15 protein-coding genes and 3 tRNA genes are annotated in these 16,735 nt (G+C 35.2%); 6 read left to right on the top strand and 12 right to left on the bottom strand.

The annotated features are described in order from the left end of the window. Positions 1 to 2: 2 nt before the first annotated feature. The 7 genes from SCA31_RS20350 to SCA31_RS20320 all read right to left on the bottom strand — a co-directional run bounded on the left by SCA31_RS20350 (position 3) and on the right by SCA31_RS20320 (position 6,806). The gene (locus SCA31_RS20350) at positions 3 to 530 is read right to left on the bottom strand and encodes a DUF4269 domain-containing protein (protein ID WP_410698832.1); all 528 of its coding nucleotides are present in this window, start codon (positions 528 to 530) and stop codon (positions 3 to 5) included. Then, complete coding sequence (locus tag SCA31_RS20345) at positions 527 to 1,480, bottom strand: GSCFA domain-containing protein (RefSeq protein WP_076357446.1); 954 nt, start codon at positions 1,478 to 1,480, stop codon at positions 527 to 529. Before SCA31_RS20345 ends, SCA31_RS20350 begins: the two co-directional genes overlap by 4 nt. Positions 1,481 to 1,557: 77 nt before the next feature. Continuing rightward, entirely contained in the window at positions 1,558 to 2,529 is a 972-nt protein-coding gene (locus SCA31_RS20340; RefSeq protein ID WP_410698831.1) for a polyprenyl synthetase family protein, read from the bottom strand. Positions 2,530 to 2,680: 151 nt separating this feature from the next. After that, a complete protein-coding gene (locus tag SCA31_RS20335; protein ID WP_410698830.1) occupies positions 2,681 to 3,016 on the bottom strand; it encodes a hypothetical protein in 336 nt (111 codons plus the stop codon). A gap of 112 nt (positions 3,017 to 3,128) precedes the next feature. Next, positions 3,129 to 4,271, bottom strand: a complete 1,143-nt coding sequence (locus SCA31_RS20330) for an anion permease (RefSeq protein WP_410698829.1) — start codon at positions 4,269 to 4,271, stop codon at positions 3,129 to 3,131. Positions 4,272 to 4,293: 22 nt separating this feature from the next. After that, entirely contained in the window at positions 4,294 to 4,932 is a 639-nt protein-coding gene (locus SCA31_RS20325) for a DUF47 domain-containing protein (protein ID WP_027374906.1), read from the bottom strand. A 152-nt stretch (positions 4,933 to 5,084) separates the two neighbouring features. Beyond that, complete coding sequence (locus tag SCA31_RS20320) at positions 5,085 to 6,806, bottom strand: DEAD/DEAH box helicase (RefSeq protein ID WP_410698828.1); 1,722 nt, start codon at positions 6,804 to 6,806, stop codon at positions 5,085 to 5,087. 390 nt (positions 6,807 to 7,196) lie between these two features. Here SCA31_RS20320 and SCA31_RS20315 point away from each other — a divergent pair, with 390 nt between their 5' ends. From SCA31_RS20315 to SCA31_RS20305, 3 genes are all read left to right on the top strand, one after another. Continuing rightward, on the top strand, positions 7,197 to 7,862 hold the full coding sequence (locus SCA31_RS20315) for a DUF2461 domain-containing protein (protein ID WP_410698827.1): 666 nt from the start codon (positions 7,197 to 7,199) through the stop codon (positions 7,860 to 7,862). Between the two features lie 288 nt (positions 7,863 to 8,150). After that, entirely contained in the window at positions 8,151 to 8,945 is a 795-nt protein-coding gene (locus tag SCA31_RS20310; RefSeq protein WP_410698826.1) for an FkbM family methyltransferase, read from the top strand. A 9-nt stretch (positions 8,946 to 8,954) separates the two neighbouring features. Then, positions 8,955 to 10,433: a lipopolysaccharide biosynthesis protein gene (locus SCA31_RS20305; RefSeq protein WP_410698825.1), complete on the top strand. Its 1,479-nt coding sequence runs from the start codon at positions 8,955 to 8,957 to the stop codon at positions 10,431 to 10,433. Between the two features lie 48 nt (positions 10,434 to 10,481). Here the strand turns inward: SCA31_RS20305 and SCA31_RS20300 are convergent, their stop codons facing one another. From SCA31_RS20300 to SCA31_RS20285, 4 genes are all read right to left on the bottom strand, one after another. Beyond that, the gene (locus SCA31_RS20300; RefSeq protein WP_410698824.1) at positions 10,482 to 11,528 is read right to left on the bottom strand and encodes a hypothetical protein; all 1,047 of its coding nucleotides are present in this window, start codon (positions 11,526 to 11,528) and stop codon (positions 10,482 to 10,484) included. A gap of 125 nt (positions 11,529 to 11,653) precedes the next feature. Then, positions 11,654 to 12,508: a glycosyltransferase gene (locus SCA31_RS20295; protein ID WP_410698823.1), complete on the bottom strand. Its 855-nt coding sequence runs from the start codon at positions 12,506 to 12,508 to the stop codon at positions 11,654 to 11,656. Between the two features lie 70 nt (positions 12,509 to 12,578). After that, the gene (gene aspA, locus SCA31_RS20290) at positions 12,579 to 13,979 is read right to left on the bottom strand and encodes an aspartate ammonia-lyase (protein WP_410698822.1); all 1,401 of its coding nucleotides are present in this window, start codon (positions 13,977 to 13,979) and stop codon (positions 12,579 to 12,581) included. 73 nt (positions 13,980 to 14,052) lie between these two features. Then, the gene (locus tag SCA31_RS20285; RefSeq protein ID WP_410698821.1) at positions 14,053 to 15,075 is read right to left on the bottom strand and encodes an N-acetylmuramoyl-L-alanine amidase; all 1,023 of its coding nucleotides are present in this window, start codon (positions 15,073 to 15,075) and stop codon (positions 14,053 to 14,055) included. 135 nt (positions 15,076 to 15,210) lie between these two features. On the opposite strand from SCA31_RS20285, the gene SCA31_RS20280 reads away from it, so the two are divergent. From SCA31_RS20280 to SCA31_RS20270, 3 genes are all read left to right on the top strand, one after another. Then, a tRNA-Ser gene (locus SCA31_RS20280) sits at positions 15,211 to 15,295 on the top strand. A 14-nt stretch (positions 15,296 to 15,309) separates the two neighbouring features. Continuing rightward, positions 15,310 to 15,384, top strand: a tRNA-Pro gene (locus SCA31_RS20275). Between the two features lie 31 nt (positions 15,385 to 15,415). Next, positions 15,416 to 15,489 (top strand) — tRNA-Arg (locus SCA31_RS20270). Positions 15,490 to 15,615: 126 nt separating this feature from the next. Here SCA31_RS20270 and SCA31_RS20265 read toward each other — a convergent pair. Then, the gene (locus SCA31_RS20265; RefSeq protein ID WP_410698820.1) at positions 15,616 to 16,575 is read right to left on the bottom strand and encodes an alpha/beta fold hydrolase; all 960 of its coding nucleotides are present in this window, start codon (positions 16,573 to 16,575) and stop codon (positions 15,616 to 15,618) included. Positions 16,576 to 16,735: the final 160 nt, after the last annotated feature.

Raw genomic sequence — 16,735 nt, 5'->3', positions numbered from 1 at the left:
TTTTATAATTTTAATAGATCTTCGTAGGGATTTTTCAGATTCATCAGCATTCCAAATGCCGGCTCTGTTTTTATCCCTTGCTTTTTAAGATCTATTATTCTCTGTTTAAAATCCTCTCCTCTTTCCTGCAAAATATTGTATTCTGCAATCATATGTCTGTAAGCATTCTGTTCTGTAACAGGTTTATTTTGTCCGAAAATCTCAATAGGAAATTCTTCAAGCATAAAGTTCAGAACAATACTTTTCTCTCCGTTTACAGTTATATTTTCGACTTTAACATCCGTACCGAATGGAATTAAATTGCTAAGTGTCAAATATTCCAAAAAATCTTCTTCAAATCTCAGATCAACCTCACAAATAATATCAAGAGCGCTGCTTTCAACATCAATTTCAATAGGAATGGTTCCGGCCAGAACAGCAGAATAAGGTTCTAGTTTTTCTAAAATATGATATTTTTTAAGAACATCATAGACTCTTTTTTGCCTTTCATTTCCATTTTTCAAATAGTCAATTCTTGTAAAATCAATCATCTGAATATAGTATGTTTTACTTTCTTACGTTGATTTTCTATTCTTTGATCCAGCTTTTCCCTAAATTCTATAAACTTCGGATCTTTCTTATCATTAGTTTTATGTTCCAATGCCTTGATGATTTTAAAGTTTTCTTTGATAAAGTTTTGGGTTTCTTCTGAAAAATAGGAATCTCCGAATTTGTCAAAAATATAGTTAACAGCCTGCGTGCTTGGATGAATCATATCTTCCTTGTAAAAACGGTAATCCCTCAAATCATCCATCAAAATCTCATAGACTGGCAAATAATGACAGTCTTCAAACAAAGAAATAGATTCATGGATGGCCGTAATTAATTTGGATTTACTCAATTGATTTTCAACCATTCCATCCTTGGTATGTCTTACCGGTGACACCGAAAACAGGATTTGTACATTTTCCTTACAAATATCCTTAAGCTCCAGGATTGTATTGTAGATAGAAGCCGTTAGTTCCTGATGGGAAAGCAGCCTCTTCTCAAAGAATTTCTGTGGAATTTTATGGCAATTAGCTACCAGTTTATTCTTTGGAAGAAATTCATAGATAAAAGATGACCCGTACGTGATGATAATCCAGTCAGCTTCCTGAAGAAAGGCATTTCCCTCTTCAATGTTTCCGTTAATTTTATCTAACGTCTGATGAATATACCTTGTGTCAAAACTGGTATGATGATCCAATGAAATATATTCCTCATTGTATATAATCAACTCCTCTTCCTCATAGAATGCAGAGTCATGAAGTCTCTTTACAGCATTATTGATCGAAAAAGGATTAAAAATTGTACCGAAAGAATTATTAAGCGTCTGAAGCTGCCCATCTTTCAGTAAATCAGTCATTTCAGTAGCAAAACAAGACCCGATTGAAAATATTTTATCTTCAATCTCAATTTTCTTCTCCGATTTTGGGATGTCAACCTCTGTTCTGAATTTCATTATGTAGATATTAGGTTGCAGGAAATAGGTAACAGATCATTTACTGATAACCGCTACCTACCCTCTGCTGCCTATATTTAGCTTTCTCTTCTCAATAAATAGTTTGCCAATTCAATGAATGGTTTTTTCTTCTCGTCAGGAATATCAATTTTCTGAAGATAGCTTTGACCGATTTCGTTATGTTTTTCAATTAAACGGAGTGCTTTTTCGTCTACTTTTGTTCTTCTGAAGATCTTTTCAACACCGTAGATTTTATCGATATTATCTGTCTTTTTAGAATACCAGTAATCCAGTTCTTTTCTTTCCTCCTCTGTAGCATGCTCTTTTGCCAATAGATAAAGAACTGTTTTCTTGTTTTCGTAGATGTCCCCCGCATGTTTTTTACCAAACTGTGCCTGATCTCCGAAAACATCAAGATAATCATCCATGATCTGGAATGCAATTCCGATGTGTTTACCGAAGTTGAAGATAGCTTTTGCATCCTTGAAGTCAGCTCTTGCAATCAAGGCTCCGATCTCAAAAGAAGAAGCACTTAATACCCCTGTTTTATAGGTGATCATTCTGATATAATCATCAAAGGTTACATTTTCCTGAGTTTCAAAATTGATATCATATTGCTGTCCTTCACATAATAGAAGTCCGGTATGGGTAAAGATTCTGATACAAGCCTTGAAGATTTCAGGTTCAAGATCCTCGAAGAATTTGTATGCCTTAAGCATTAATCCGTCTCCGGAAAGAATCCCAACGTTTATACCGTGTAACGTATGAATTGTAGGCTTATTTCTTCTTAAAGGAGCCTCGTCCATAATATCATCATGGATTAGGGTGAAGTTATGGAAAAATTCAATAGCCAAAGCCGGTTTTATAGCCTCTTTAAGATCTCCCCCAAACAGATCACAAGCCATTAGCACCATAATAGGACGAAGACGCTTTCCACCGTGGGAAATAATGTAATTCATCGGATCATACAGCTCTGTAGGTTTATCTTTAAAAGTGTACTTATTAATGGCGTCAGCAACAATCTGTTGGTATCTGTCTAAAAATTCCATAAAATCTTATAATTTGAACAAAAATACGATTTTTCGAGGCTTTATAAAACAAAAAACTTTGCCCAAATGGACAAAGTTTTTTGTAATAAAAGAAACCATCATACTCAGCTGAGATTATTTCTTTTATTTAATGCTTAGGTAAGTCTTTAGCTTACTTATAAGGCTTTCCTCTGCAATACCAATCATGCCTGATAATAGTATCTTTTTTATGAATGGCAAGCATTAAATCTCCTCTTTTCTTAATTATTGTATCTCCCTCTTCAACTTCATTATAATCGTCAATCCAATCATTATGCACCATAATATTTGATTTTTTATTTGTTATTGGAATATAACCTCTAATTTTTATCCATGTTCCATTTATATTTGCATCTTCCACAACCAAATTGTATTCATTAAGATAGAATCCTTGTTTCGCAGTATTACAATCAATTTCACCGCAAGAAAATAAACAAAATAAAAAAACAAAAAAAACAAATATTTTCATAATTTAATCAAATTGAGGCCTATGACCAAATTTTTTTTTAAACCAACTTTCAAAAAAACAAAAAACTTTGCCCAAATGGGCAAAGTTTTTATGATAAGTTGTAATTTTTATCTTAGGAAAGGAAAGTTACCAAAAGATAAGTAGTTGCTGCTACAATAGCTGAAATTGGAATGGTTAGTACCCAAGCCCAAAGTAAGCTTACTGTAATCCCCCATCTTACGGCTGAAACTCTTTTCGTTAGTCCAACTCCGATGATAGAACCTGTGATCGTATGTGTTGTAGATACAGGAATACCGAAGTGGTCTGTAATGAATAAAGTGATTGCTCCCGCAGTTTCTGCACTTACTCCTTCCAATGAGGTTACTTTTGTAATTTTAGTTCCCATTGTTTTGATGATTTTCCATCCTCCACTCATGGTACCTAAAGCAATGGCAATAAATGAAACTAAAGGAACCCAAATATAGTGTTGAGCAAAATAATCAAAACGTCCTGCAGAAGGAATATTCAAATACTGTGCATCCTGAAGCATATTAACGTGATAATAAATTACCGCTGCTCCAATGATTCCCATTACTTTCTGAGCATCATTCAAACCATGTCCTAAACTAAACAGTGCTGATGAAACCAACTGCAATCTTTTAAAAGACTGGTCTGCTTTATGTGGATTTGATTTTTTATAAAGGTGTACAATAATCAATGTAATAATGATTGAGATAATCATCCCTATGATGGGTGCCATGAAAATGAACAGGAAGATAGGAATAACTTTATCAAACTTTACAACACCCTGATGAGTTACCTGGCTTAAAGCTTCTTTAATAGTATCCCACATCCCAAGCTCTGGCTGTGCTGCTGCAACATCATGATAATCCATCATGAAAGCATGCATAAGAGCAGCCCCTAAGAAACCTCCAATCAGCGTATGCGATGATGAGGAAGGAATCCCAAACCACCATGTTAAAAGGTTCCAGGCAATTGCAGCTATAAGACCGGAAAATATAACCTCAAGAGTGATAAAATTCTCATTAACTGTTTTGGCAATTGTATTACCAATTTTGAATTCTCCAATAATATAAGCAGCAATAAAGAATGCTGCAAAATTCCAAAGCGCCGCCCAAAGTACAGCCTGGAATGGAGTTAAAACTTTTGTAGAAACTATAGTTGCAATTGAGTTTGCTGCATCATGGAAACCATTGATATAATCGAAGATCAGAGCCAGCGCAATAATAACTATAAGTAAAATCGGAAATTCCATTTTTTGCTATGTTAAATATTGTTTAGGCGTATTTAATCATGATGTTCTCAATCGTATTGGCAACATCTTCTGCTTTGTCAGTTACAATTTCAAGATAGTTTAATACAGATGAAACTTTGATAATGTTAATCGCATCGTTGGTTTCAAATAATTCTACCATTGAGTTGGAAAGCAAGTCATCTGCAATATTTTCAATAGAGTTTACTTTAATACATGCTTCTTTCACCTGCTCCATGTTCTTGAACCCTTTAAGGTTCTTCATTGCATTCTGAATCTCAAGACATGCTTTGTGGATCAATAGAGAGAAGTCTGAGTAAGCTTTCATCTCCGGAGATTTGTATAGGAAGATATATTTTGTAGAAGCGTAGATATAATCAGCAATATCGTCTAATCCAGTTGCTAATGTGTGAATATCTTCACGATCGAAAGGTGTTATGAAGTTTTTCCCTAGTTCTACGAAGATCTCATGAGTAAGTTCGTCATTTTTATGTTCGAAGTCACTCATTTTTTTCAACATTGAATCGTCATTAAGATCGAAATCCTTAATTCCAGTGTTGAATTCCTCAGACATTGCAACTAGGTTTTCAGTTACCTTTTCAAAAAGTACAAAGAAGATTTTATCTTTGGGTTGAAAAGCGTGGAAAATATTACCAATTCCCATTTTTTAGTATTTATAATTCGAGTGCAAATTTCCTAAAAAAGGATTGCACGTGAAACTATATAACATTAAGTTTTGTTAACATTCGCTTACCATCTGATTATCAAATAAAAAAACCGGCATTACTGCCGGTTCTGTATGGTATGAACAAGGGGTTAGTTTGCCACTTCAGCCCTCATATCTTTTCCTTTGAACTTCATAGATTGAATATTGCTCAAGACATTGTCTTTGAACGATTTTTCAACCTCGAAGAAAGAGAATTTCTCTAAGATTTCGATATCACCGATTTCAGCTCTTTTCTTGCTTTTTCCATCATCTGTCGCTTTATTGATAATATCTAAAACATCAAGCTTCTTCAAGTGATCTTTCTTTCCAAGATTGAAGAAAAACCTTACCATGTTCTCATCTTTTCTTCTTGGTTTTCCGCCACGATCTCTATCTCTTCCGCGATCTCTGTCTCTGCTATCTCTTACATCTCTGTCACGACCTCTATCTCTATCTCTGTCTCTATCACGACCACGGTCTCTTCTTGAGTAATCATCATCTCTACTGCTCAACTTCTGCTCAACAAGATCATGTTTGTCTTTGTAATATAAAGCAAGATCCTTTAATTGGAATTGTAGCAACTGGTGCACCAATTCTTCTTTTGTAAATTTGCTTAGATCAGGGATTAAGCTATCATCAAACTCGAATAAATCTTCGTGTTCTGTTAATAGTTTCTCGAAAACACCTCCCACCTGAGCCTTGATAATCTGGTCTCCTGTAGGGATAAACTTTTCGTTAATTTCAATTTTTGTAGCAGATTTGATTTGTTTCAATTTTCTGCTTTCTTCAGGCTTAATTAAAGCCATGGAAATACCATCTTTTCCAGCTCTACCTGTTCTTCCACTTCTGTGAACGAATACTTCAGGATCATCTGGTAAAGAGAAGTGAATAACGTGAGTCAGAGAGTTTACATCCAATCCTCTTGCTGCAACGTCTGTAGCGACAAGAATATCAATGTTCTTCAATCTGAATTTTTTCATTACTGTATCTCTCTGTGCTTGAGAAAGATCTCCGTGAAGAGCATCAGCTGCATATCCATTCTGCATCAAGAAATCAGCAACCTCCTGAGTTTCCATTCTTGTTCTACAGAAAATAATGGAATACTGGTTCGGGTTTGCATCGATCAATCTCTTCAACGCTTCTTTTTTCTGACGGTAACCTACCACATAGTATTCGTGCGTAATGTTCTTCTTCACTTCGTTGATAGAACCTACTGAAATACGGTGGGGTTTTGTAAGATAATTTTTGGAAATTCTTTCCACTTCTTTATTCATCGTTGCCGAGAATAAGAAAGTTTGTTTTGTTTCCGGAGTTTCTCTTAGAATTGTTTCCAATTCATCTTTGAATCCCATGGAAAGCATTTCATCGGCTTCATCTAATACCAACCAATGAATAGCAGAAAAGTCAAGTGCCTTTCTGTTGATAAGATCAATTACTCTTCCTGGAGTTCCCACAATAATTTGTGGTTTATCTCTCAAAGATCTCATCTGATCTACAATACTACTTCCACCATAAACCGCAGTGGTTTTGATGTCCTTCATGTACTTAGAGTAATTCTTTATGTCCTTCGAAATCTGAAGACATAATTCCCGTGTCGGACAAAGCACCAATAATTGGATTTTGCGACTCGTACCGTCAATCATATCCAAAATCGGAAGCGAAAACGCTGCTGTCTTGCCTGTCCCTGTTTGCGCAAGTGCGATCAAGTCGCGAATATCTGAAAGAATAAAAGGGATAGTCTGTTTTTGGATTTCTGTTGGGCTTTCGTAGCCCAGTTCGCCAATTGCCTTAAGGATATCAGGACTTAAATTGGTTTCCGTAAATAAATTCATTAACTATTTTAAAATTTTTGCAAAGATACAATAAATATTTGACTTGTTTTTAAACAAAGTTTTAAATATACAATCTTAAATTCACAATTCTTTAATATTTTCTTAATTTTTAAAAAATAAAACCTAAAAAAACACGCCTATCATTAAAAACCTGCTAAACAATATTTTTTTTTATTAAAGCAGATTGATTTTTTTGGTACTATTTATGATTTTTCAAACAAAACTACACAATTGTACTTTTTTATTTTGATTTTCTTCGTTATTATGTAAATTTGAATACTGGGATGATTTTGAGATTCAGGAGATAAAGTTCAGAACCCGAAGTAAGGAAAAATTTCAAAAAGTACAAATTCCCGGTAAAATCAACCAAAGTAAAAACACCAATACTGTATGTCAGCAAGCATTTCTCCCAAAACATTCGACTTTCTAAAAAATTTATCTATCAATAACAACCGTGAATGGTTCAATGAAAACAAAAATCTGTATACAGATTCTCAGGAAAACATTATTGCTTTCCTGGATGACCTGATCAAGGAAATGTCCGGTTTTGATGAGGAGCTTGCTAAAATCGACAGCAAAAAAGCATTATTTAGAATTTACCGTGACACTCGATTTTCAAAGGATAAGTCACCCTATAAAACAAATTTCGGTGCGTCCTTGGGGATGGGCAAAGGAAATCAGAAAGGAGGATACTATCTTCATATGGAACCTGGCAAGTCCTTTTTGGCAGGAGGAATCTACATGCCTGAATCTTCTGTATTGAAAGAGGTACGAAAGGAAGTATCCTTATATGGTAATGATTTTCTTAAAATCCTAAACAATAAAGATTTCAAAAAATATTTCCCGGAACTTGATCAGGATGATAAGCTGAAAAAAGTTCCTCAGGGTTTTGAAAAGGAAGATCCAATGGCTGAATATTTAAGGCTTAAAAACTTTATTGTATTGCATCATTTAAAAGATGAAGAGATCTTGGACAAGAATGCAGTAAAGACGATGGCTAAGATATTTAAACTAATGAAACCATTTAATGATTTTTTAAATACACCTTTTAACTAGTAAACCCATACTATTAAATACTTCAGGGAATTTCTTGTATGGGATTCCCTAAATTAATTTTAAGCAGTAAATATTTACCTTGCCATTTTTTTTAGACTTTAATCAATTTAACAAGCTGTTCAGCAACCAGAGATGTCTATGTGACAAATCAATAACCTGTTAAATCTCATTTTTCATGAAAAACAGCCAACAACGCCTTTCCATTGAAAATCAATAGATTATATTTAACATTTTTTAAGATAAGTTTTACATTTTTGTTTATCTTTGCTATTCGTCAAAAAGCTAAGGATGTCTTTATACCAAAAAATTGCAGAAAAACTACAATATATAAGTCCGAATTTTTATAAAAAAAGATATTTTAAGACCCTAAATAATCTTAATAAAGATAATTTTTCGGAACGTAATGTAGAACCGGAACTGGTATGGATCAAGGAATACCTTCCTAAAAGTGCTATTATTCTGGATATTGGTGCCAATGTAGGGACTTTCTTATATCAGCTGGAGAACAAGCTGGATCATGAGCACGTGTATGCTTTTGAGCCTAATAAAAAGCTCTACAGAAGACTAAAAAGACTATTCCCCACTATGCGGGTACTTCCTTTAGCACTTTCTGACGAAAATACGGTAGCCGAGTTCAAGGTTCCGATTATTAACGGAAAAACGATTGCCTCCCGTGGAACTTTAAATACTTCATACAAGGAAAAAGGTGAAGAAAAAAGCTACACGGAAAAAGTAAAAGTCATCAAGCTAGATGAATGGGCTGCACTAGAGCACTTCAGCAGATTAGATTTTATCAAGATCGATGTTGAGGGAAATGAAATAAAGACTCTTTTGGGAGCCAGGGAGACCATCAAACAGTTTCTTCCAACCCTTATGGTTGAAATGGAACAAAGACACCACCAAACACCAATATGGAATGAAATCTCCACAGTAAAAAGCTGGGGATATGAAGCGAAGTACCTTAATCGAAATAGCTTCATCCTGGAAACACTCACAGAGGACATTCTGCTACAAAATACAAACGACGAAAAAAATAAAACTCAGTACATCAATAATATTATTTTTATACCTAAAAACCTTTAAAACAACTTTATGAGTGTAGTAGCGAGACAAGGCTTCAAATATTCCATTATCGGTTATATTGGTTTTTTGCTGGGCACAGTTTCCGCAATATTCATTTTTCCTAATGATTTTGAATTTTACGGGAAACTCCGCTATATCCTCCCTACTGCTGAAATGCTGGTTCCTTTTGTGGTACTTGGTATCTCCTACTCTAATGTAAAGTTTTTTCACACGGTAGAAAAGGATGGCAAAAAACAGAATATGTTATCGCTGTCATTACTTACTGTTTTTGTCAACTTTCTCATTTTTACGGGTGTATTTTTTATACTGCCTTATTTTTATCCAAAATTCAGACATTCAGAAGCGTGGAAGATTAAGGAAATGATCCTTCCTTTGATTTTAATTCTTTCATTTTGTACCATTTTCAATAAATATACATCCAATTACAAAAGGATTGTTGTCTCTAATATCTTTGACAATTTATTTCCGAAAATAGCCAACCTTGGAGCTTTCTGTCTGTTTTATTATTTTGCATTATCCCAAAAGATTGCATTTGCATTTTTCTTCGGCATATTTGCCTTGATGCTTTTCGGATATATTTATTACACCAACAAACTGGAAAAAATTCAGCTTGATTTCAATACGGATTACTTCAAGAAAAATAATTTCTGGCAGCAGTTTTTCAATTACAGCTTTTTCGGATTTTTGGGAACTTTTGGAAATTATCTGGCCATTAACAGTTTTATGATTGGGGAATTCATGGGTATGGAAGAGGTCGGAATTTATTCTGTCCTGTATGCCTTGATCTCCCTGATTTCAATCCCACAACTGGGGTTGTTCAATATTTCGGCTCCCATCATCAACAAAACACTGGCTGATGGAGATATGGAAGAACTGGACAGGTTTCACAAAAAGACCTCATTGTCTTTATACTTTTTAGGTGCAGTTTTATTCTCATGTATCATGGTGGGATTCCCTTACCTTACCCAGTTTATGCCAAAAAACGGAACAATGCTCAGGGAATATGAACCTGTAGTATGGATCTGGGGTTCTGCTGTCTTAATAGATCTGGCAACCGGATTCAATGGGAATATTATTTCGCTCTCAAAATACTACAGATTCAATATTTTAGTAATGCTTTTGTTGGCTGGATTAACGATTGGACTGAATTATTATTTCATCAAAAATACGGATCTGAAGCTTATTGGAATTGCTTTATCTACTGCAATTTCCCTGACCATTTACAACGTGGTTAAGATCGTCTTCAACTACTTTGTATTTAAGGTTTCGCCGTTGACGATTGAAATGATCTTTGTTTCAATTATCTGTACTCTAGCTATTACGGTGGCTATTGTTTTACCTAATTTCCACAGCAATTTCATCAATCTGATGTATAAACCAGCTGTAGTTTTAGCGTTAATCTACGTAGGAAATTACTTTACAAAGATATTCCCGATAGAAGATTACCTGAACGCCAGATTTATTAAGAGTATTTTTAAGTTTAAGTAATAAAACTAAGAAAGCCGAGAGAGTTAAATTCAGATTCAAAAAAGACTTTTATTTGGAAATAAGCTTGTTCAATAGCTGTTCTAATCCTTTTTGTATTTCTTCTTTGCCATAGCTTTTTTGGAAGTCAAAATAATTATTTGAAAGCCCATTCAATTGCTCTTGAACGTTTTCTTTTTCAGCCAGAATAAAATCTAGTTTTGAGGGATAGTTATTAGGGAAAACCGCTAATTTTCCATAGGCAATAGCGTCTCCGATATTCCCGGTCATTTTGGTCTTTCCATACACTTCCTTGATGCTGAAAAATTCTGTTTCCTGTTGAATAGGGCACCAAAGAATATCAGCCTTGCACATCCATTTCTCAAAGTCTCCAGCAGAAACCCTTTCTGAAAAATAAGTAATCGTGATGTTTTCAGGTAATGCTGAGGATAAATTTTCAAGCTGTTTTAATTCGTTATCCTTTGCTTTTCCAAGGAATACAAATTCACAGTTCATACTTGTCCCTATCCCTTGAATGGTTTTAAAAATATGATTATAATCCCTCCTTTTCTGCGAAACACCACCAGGAATAACAATGACTAGATTTTCATTTTCAGTTTTATCAAAGGTTTTTGTATAAAAAAGAGGTAAAAACTGATGCCTATCCGAAATCAAAGCCTCATCCAATACCACAAGAGATCCGGATGTCTGATACACCTTGGTAGAGTAAAGCAAGCCTTCTTTCCACCAAAGTTTCAATCTGTACATGACATCTCCTTTGAATACACTTTTTATCAAATCCAGCCTTGAAGCTTGTGTAAAGTTCAGATTATGGGTAATAACAGCTGTATTGTATTTCTTTGTTACCGCTAAAAATGTATTGAAAAAACGATGAACAGTGCCAATAATAACCAGATCATATTTCTTGGTTTTCAACTGATCTAAAATCATAGAACTATCTGACAGAAACACTGCTGCATCGGATTCATTGATCTGATCCTTGATTTTTTTTGAAAAATAATAATCTACACTGAAATGTTGATTTCCCTCTATGATATTCATAAAGGCCTGTGCTATTTCTGCGTGGGTATCAATTTCTATGTAGGCTATTTTTTTCACTGATTAATTGTATTAAATAGATTTTGGCTAAAGCCAATTGAATTTTTATTTTATTATTAAATGGGTTAAAACCCATTCCTATTGATATTGACAAGATTTGGAAAACCCCTTTACATCATTTTCTCCTACATTTTCAACCATTTTTTCTTCAACATTCTCCAACGTTGGTCATTAACGGCTTTCTGCTCTTCTTTTGTAATTTTCAATTCTAGTTTTTGAGATTTGCAGGCTTCATAAGCTTTAATAATATCAAGGAAAAATGATGGTGACTTACTTTTCATAGCTTCTTTTGAAGAGGCAATATAAGCCAGAAACCTGCTTAATCCGAGGAAATAAAAGTATCGACCATAATAATCGGCAGGTCGTATGGTATAGTCTGCTCCTTTTACCTTAATCAGCTTTACATGAAGTTCTGGTAAGACAATTTCTTTCCATCCCAAGTGTTCCAGCAATATGGAATCTATATTGTCCCAGCCCAAGGTTTCCCTTAACCCACCCATTTGAATATAACATTCCTTTCGATAAGCTTTCATTGGGCCTCTTACATGGTGTTTATTAGAATTTCCTTCGTACACCCAACTTCCCTCTTTTTCTACATAGAGTAATCCGCCTACTAATCCATATGTTGGATTGCTTATAAAGGCGTGAGCTACAGCTTCCAGATAGTTTTCGGGCAGAATAATATCGGCATCAAATTTACAGATGACATCAAACTCATCAAGAGATTGGGTCTGTAAGCCGTTTTTAAAGGCATGTACAACCTTGGATCCTGGCTGATGCTCTGATTTTTGAAGATTAATGGTTTCAAAACGGGAATCACTCTCTGTATATTTCCTGATGACTTCAGGTGTTTTGTCTGTGGATCCGTCATTAACGACCACTACCTTAAAGTCTCTGTTCCTTTGCTTTTGCAGGGAATCCAGAGTGAATGAGAGGTTCTGCTCTTCGTTGTGGGCAGGAATAATGATTAAAAACCTCACGAATTATTTTATAAATGATGAATAACAAGTGCTAAGTGACCTAAAGCTGCCACTTAGCACTTATTGTATGTTATTTGTTATGCGGTTTCAGCATGTTTTTCGGATCAAGGATTTCGTCCAGTTTTTCCTGGGAAAGAATTCCTTTTTCCAATACAAGGTTGTAAACGCTTTTTCCTGTTTCTAATGCTTCTTTCGCAATCTCTGTGGATTGTTTGTAGCCAATATAAGGATTAAGTGCTGTTACAATTCCAATGCTGTGTTTCACCATGTTCAGGCACACTTCTTTATTGGCTGTAATTCCTACTACACATTTTTCACGAAGAGTATCCAGTGCATTGCAAAGGAAATTGATATTCTCCATAATAGCGTGGGAAAGTACAGGCTCCATTACGTTAAGTTGTAATTGTCCTGCTTCTGCGGCAAAAGTTACTGTCAGGTCATTTCCAAATACTTTAAAGCAAACCTGGTTAACCACTTCCGGAATCACAGGATTTACTTTCCCTGGCATGATGGATGAACCGGGCTGCATTGGAGGAAGATTGATTTCGAATAATCCTGCTCTTGGTCCTGATGAAAGTAGTCTTAAATCATTACAGATTTTAGATAGTTTTACAGCAAGACGCTTCATTGCAGAAGAGTAAATCACATAAGATCCGGTATCCGGAGTTGCTTCCACCAAGTTAGGCGCAGAAATAACCGGGTACCCTGTAATCTGAGCCAAATTCTTAGCGCAAAGAACGGCATAACCTACCGGAGCATTTAATCCTGTTCCAATAGCTGTGGCCCCCATGTTCACTTCTACAAAAAGGTTAGCATTATTATTCAGCTTGGAAATATCTTCTTCCAAAGTAGCTGCATAGGCTTCAAATTCCTGTCCTAATGTCATCGGTACAGCATCCTGAAGCTGTGTACGTCCCATTTTAATAACATCCTGAAATTCTTCTCCTTTTGCACGGAAAGCTGCTATAATTTTCTCTAGTTTTTCTACCAGGCCTATATTCATCTGCAACAATCCCATTTTGATTGCTGTAGGATAAGCATCATTGGTAGACTGCGAAAGGTTGATATGATCATTTGGTGAGCAGAATTCGTACTCGCCTTTATTCTTTCCTAATTTTTCTAATACAACGTTGGCAATTACTTCATTTGCATTCATGTTGATTGAAGTTCCTGCCCCACCTTGAATCATGTCTACCGGAAACTGGTCATGATATTTCCCATCTACAATTTCGTCGCACGCTTCTGCTATCTTGAAATACAGGCTTTCGTCAAGAAGACCTAATTCATAATTTGTTTTTGCTGCTGCTTTTTTTACAAAAGCCAATCCTTTGATAAAATCCGGATACGAAGACAAAAGTTGTCCCGAAATCTTGAAATTATTGATTGCTCTTTGTGTCTGAACCCCATAATAAGCATCTAAAGGCACGTTCAACTCGCCTAATAGATCACTCTCTTTTCTGAAATTTTCCATTACAGATATTTTACTGTTTTTGATCGTTTAAAGATAGCAAAAACGCATCTAACCGATGCGCTTTAACTTAAATTTATTTTACTGAATATTTTACATTTAAAGCTTGCAGTATTGCCCATGTTTCAGCATCCATGATTCCGTCATAGTTTTGTGGACGGAAGTGATACTGAAATGCTTCAATGGTCTTCTTGGTAGCATCATCCCATTTTCCACTAGGCTCTACTCCATATCCGAATTTTTGCAATGCAGTCTGAATACCAAAAATAAATGACGGATCACTATATTTTACGACAAAGTCTTCCTGTGCAAGATCAAAGTAATCCTGCTTGGTAGTCTGGTCATACCACATTCCTATCTGATATTCATCATAAAGCTTTTTCCATGGGAACATTGGCCCCGGATCCTGCTTTCTTGTAGGGGCAATATCAGCATGAGCAAGAACATTAGTTGCCGGAATTTGATATCTTGTTATAATATCTTTTGCCAATGCAGCAACCTTTCTTACCTGATCGTCACTAAAAGGAGCAAATACTCTTGTAGCTGTTCCATTAGGAAAGCCTGCATTCACAATTTCAATTCCTATTGAAGTATCGTTAAGGTTTTTATCGCTTCTCCACGAGCTTACTCCTGCATGGTAGGCACGCTTATTCTCATCCACCAGTTGATAGATTTCGTTATCTCCTGTATTATTTACCAGATAATGGGCACTTACAGCCTGCTGTGTAAGAACTGTAATGGACTTATCATCCGGAAGTGCGGTATAATGCAATATAAGGTAACGTTGTCTGAAATTCTGAGCAACAGCAGGGAAATAAGTTTTCACTACCTTATATCCGGCCGGTTTTGCAGATACAATAGAACCGTAACTTGCTGTATTATCATTTTTTGTTGCGTCTGCTATATTAGTAGTAAAAAATTCTACTCCGTGCTCGTTTGTAATTTTTGGTTTTGGAGCTTCCGAAGTTTGTGTTTTAGCCACGGGTTTTGGCTGTACCACTGGGGTTTTCGGTTTGTATGTATTTTTTTTTACATTTTGTTGGGAAGTACATGAAAAAACGAATGTGCTTAATCCGATGATATATAATGTTTTACGCATCAGTTTGGTTTTTGAATGATTTATTACCTCAAAAATACACAAATTTTTCTTGAATTTTATTTGGTAAATAAAGAAATCTATTCTATATTTGCACTCGCAATAACGGAACAACGATCATTAAAAAATAAACAAAAAGGAGGGTTGCCAGAGTGGTTAATGGAGCAGTTTGCTAAACTGTCGACGCGAAAGTGTCGCAAGGGTTCGAATCCCTTACCCTCCGCACTCTTATATATTCGGGGCGTAGCGTAGTCCGGTCATCGCGCCTGGTTTGGGACCAGGAGGTCGCAGGTTCGAATCCTGCCGCCCCGACTGTTTTAGTAATTTTCTCAAAATTACAAATGGGTGCGTAGCTCAGCTGGATAGAGCATCTGCCTTCTAAGCAGACGGTCAAAGGTTCGAATCCTTTCGCGCTCACAAATAAGGTCATTTAAAACATATGTTTTAAATGACCTTATTTTTTTATAGATGGTTCCTTATCACCATTTCTTCTAGAATTTCCATTCACTGCAAATAGCCCTAATCAAATATCTATTATTTATTCTACTTACTTTTTAAGGAAGTTAGACATTTTTCGTATGTATCATTTAAAGCTTCTGCTACAGTTTTTGGGTCTTGCTGGTGTATTCCATGGCTATAGCGCGGCAATAGGATAAGCTGACTATTACTGTTATTTTTTATCATCTCTGCATAATGCTTTATTCTTAAATCATCCAACTCTTTCCACCACGGGATTAAATTGATTCCTAATTTCTGTTTTTCATTCATTTCTGTTTCGTAATGTTCAATATGCTTGTTATATGAAATCATCACCGTTACAGGAACATCTTTAAGAGGTTGCAAGGATTTGTATCTTTTAAAGAACTCTGGTGAACTCTCATTCAACTCTCTCTTTGCTTCATTTCGAAAACCATTTGATATTGAGCTATCATTGATGATATTTTTAAGGTTTATTTCAAATAATTCCCTGTAGCCTGTCGAGCTTGATGTATTTATTTTCACTTTGCGGTCTTCATCTTTTGTAAGCATAAAATCTGTTGGATCTATGAAAAACAAACCACAAACTTCATCTGGATACATTGAAGCATACAAACGTATAAATGGTCCGCCTATCGAGTGTCCTACCAATAGATAAGGTGGGTTTATTTTTAAAGCTGCTAACAAATCGTGAAGTCTTTTTATAACCTCTTCATCTGTTTGTATGGAAGTATCGATTTCAGATTCCCCAATTCCATTCCTATCATAAACTATTCCTGGATATTTTTTTTGAATAAAAGGGAACAAACTGCCATACCCACCGCCACCTGAACCAAGCCCACTTTCAAAGACTAGAATTGGCTCATTAGCCTTTCTTTCACCAAGCCCAAAGGTTTTATATGCCATTTGTTTATTGTTGATGGATATAAATTTCCTTTCAGAAGTCTGTGAATGAAATAATGTTATTGAAAACAGAGTAATAAATACAGATATTATTATAGACCTCATCTCTATTGTTTTTAGCATAAGCATCAATGAACTTAAAATTGCTGTCAACTCGAAAATACACACCATGTACATTCTGAATATTTTAAACAATATTAATGAATTTTTAAAGGCTACAATACACTTTATCAATATTATCATAAAAAAACCACCTCAAATGTTGAAGCGGTTTTTTTACTTT

Origin of the sequence: Chryseobacterium sp. SIMBA_028 (assembly GCF_046535285.1) — a bacterium.
GTDB lineage: Bacteria > Bacteroidota > Bacteroidia > Flavobacteriales > Weeksellaceae > Chryseobacterium.
Note: the sequence above shows the minus strand (reverse complement) of the source record. Positions and strands in the feature narration are given on the sequence as shown.

What these genes read in the sequence shown, in the direction of transcription:
- SCA31_RS20315 (WP_410698827.1), top strand. Translation starts at nt 7,197, where the DNA reads ATGTCAGCAAGCATTTCTCCCAAAACATTCGACTTTCTAAAAAATTTA.
- SCA31_RS20345 (WP_076357446.1), bottom strand. Translation starts at nt 1,480, where the DNA reads ATGAAATTCAGAACAGAGGTTGACATCCCAAAATCGGAGAAGAAAATT.
- SCA31_RS20285 (WP_410698821.1), bottom strand. Translation starts at nt 15,075, where the DNA reads ATGCGTAAAACATTATATATCATCGGATTAAGCACATTCGTTTTTTCA.
- aspA (WP_410698822.1), bottom strand. Translation starts at nt 13,979, where the DNA reads ATGGAAAATTTCAGAAAAGAGAGTGATCTATTAGGCGAGTTGAACGTG.
- SCA31_RS20330 (WP_410698829.1), bottom strand. Translation starts at nt 4,271, where the DNA reads ATGGAATTTCCGATTTTACTTATAGTTATTATTGCGCTGGCTCTGATC.
- SCA31_RS20335 (WP_410698830.1), bottom strand. Translation starts at nt 3,016, where the DNA reads ATGAAAATATTTGTTTTTTTTGTTTTTTTATTTTGTTTATTTTCTTGC.
- SCA31_RS20340 (WP_410698831.1), bottom strand. Translation starts at nt 2,529, where the DNA reads ATGGAATTTTTAGACAGATACCAACAGATTGTTGCTGACGCCATTAAT.
- SCA31_RS20265 (WP_410698820.1), bottom strand. Translation starts at nt 16,575, where the DNA reads ATGCTAAAAACAATAGAGATGAGGTCTATAATAATATCTGTATTTATT.
- SCA31_RS20320 (WP_410698828.1), bottom strand. Translation starts at nt 6,806, where the DNA reads ATGAATTTATTTACGGAAACCAATTTAAGTCCTGATATCCTTAAGGCA.
- SCA31_RS20310 (WP_410698826.1), top strand. Translation starts at nt 8,151, where the DNA reads ATGTCTTTATACCAAAAAATTGCAGAAAAACTACAATATATAAGTCCG.
- SCA31_RS20305 (WP_410698825.1), top strand. Translation starts at nt 8,955, where the DNA reads ATGAGTGTAGTAGCGAGACAAGGCTTCAAATATTCCATTATCGGTTAT.
- SCA31_RS20325 (WP_027374906.1), bottom strand. Translation starts at nt 4,932, where the DNA reads ATGGGAATTGGTAATATTTTCCACGCTTTTCAACCCAAAGATAAAATC.
- SCA31_RS20350 (WP_410698832.1), bottom strand. Translation starts at nt 530, where the DNA reads ATGATTGATTTTACAAGAATTGACTATTTGAAAAATGGAAATGAAAGG.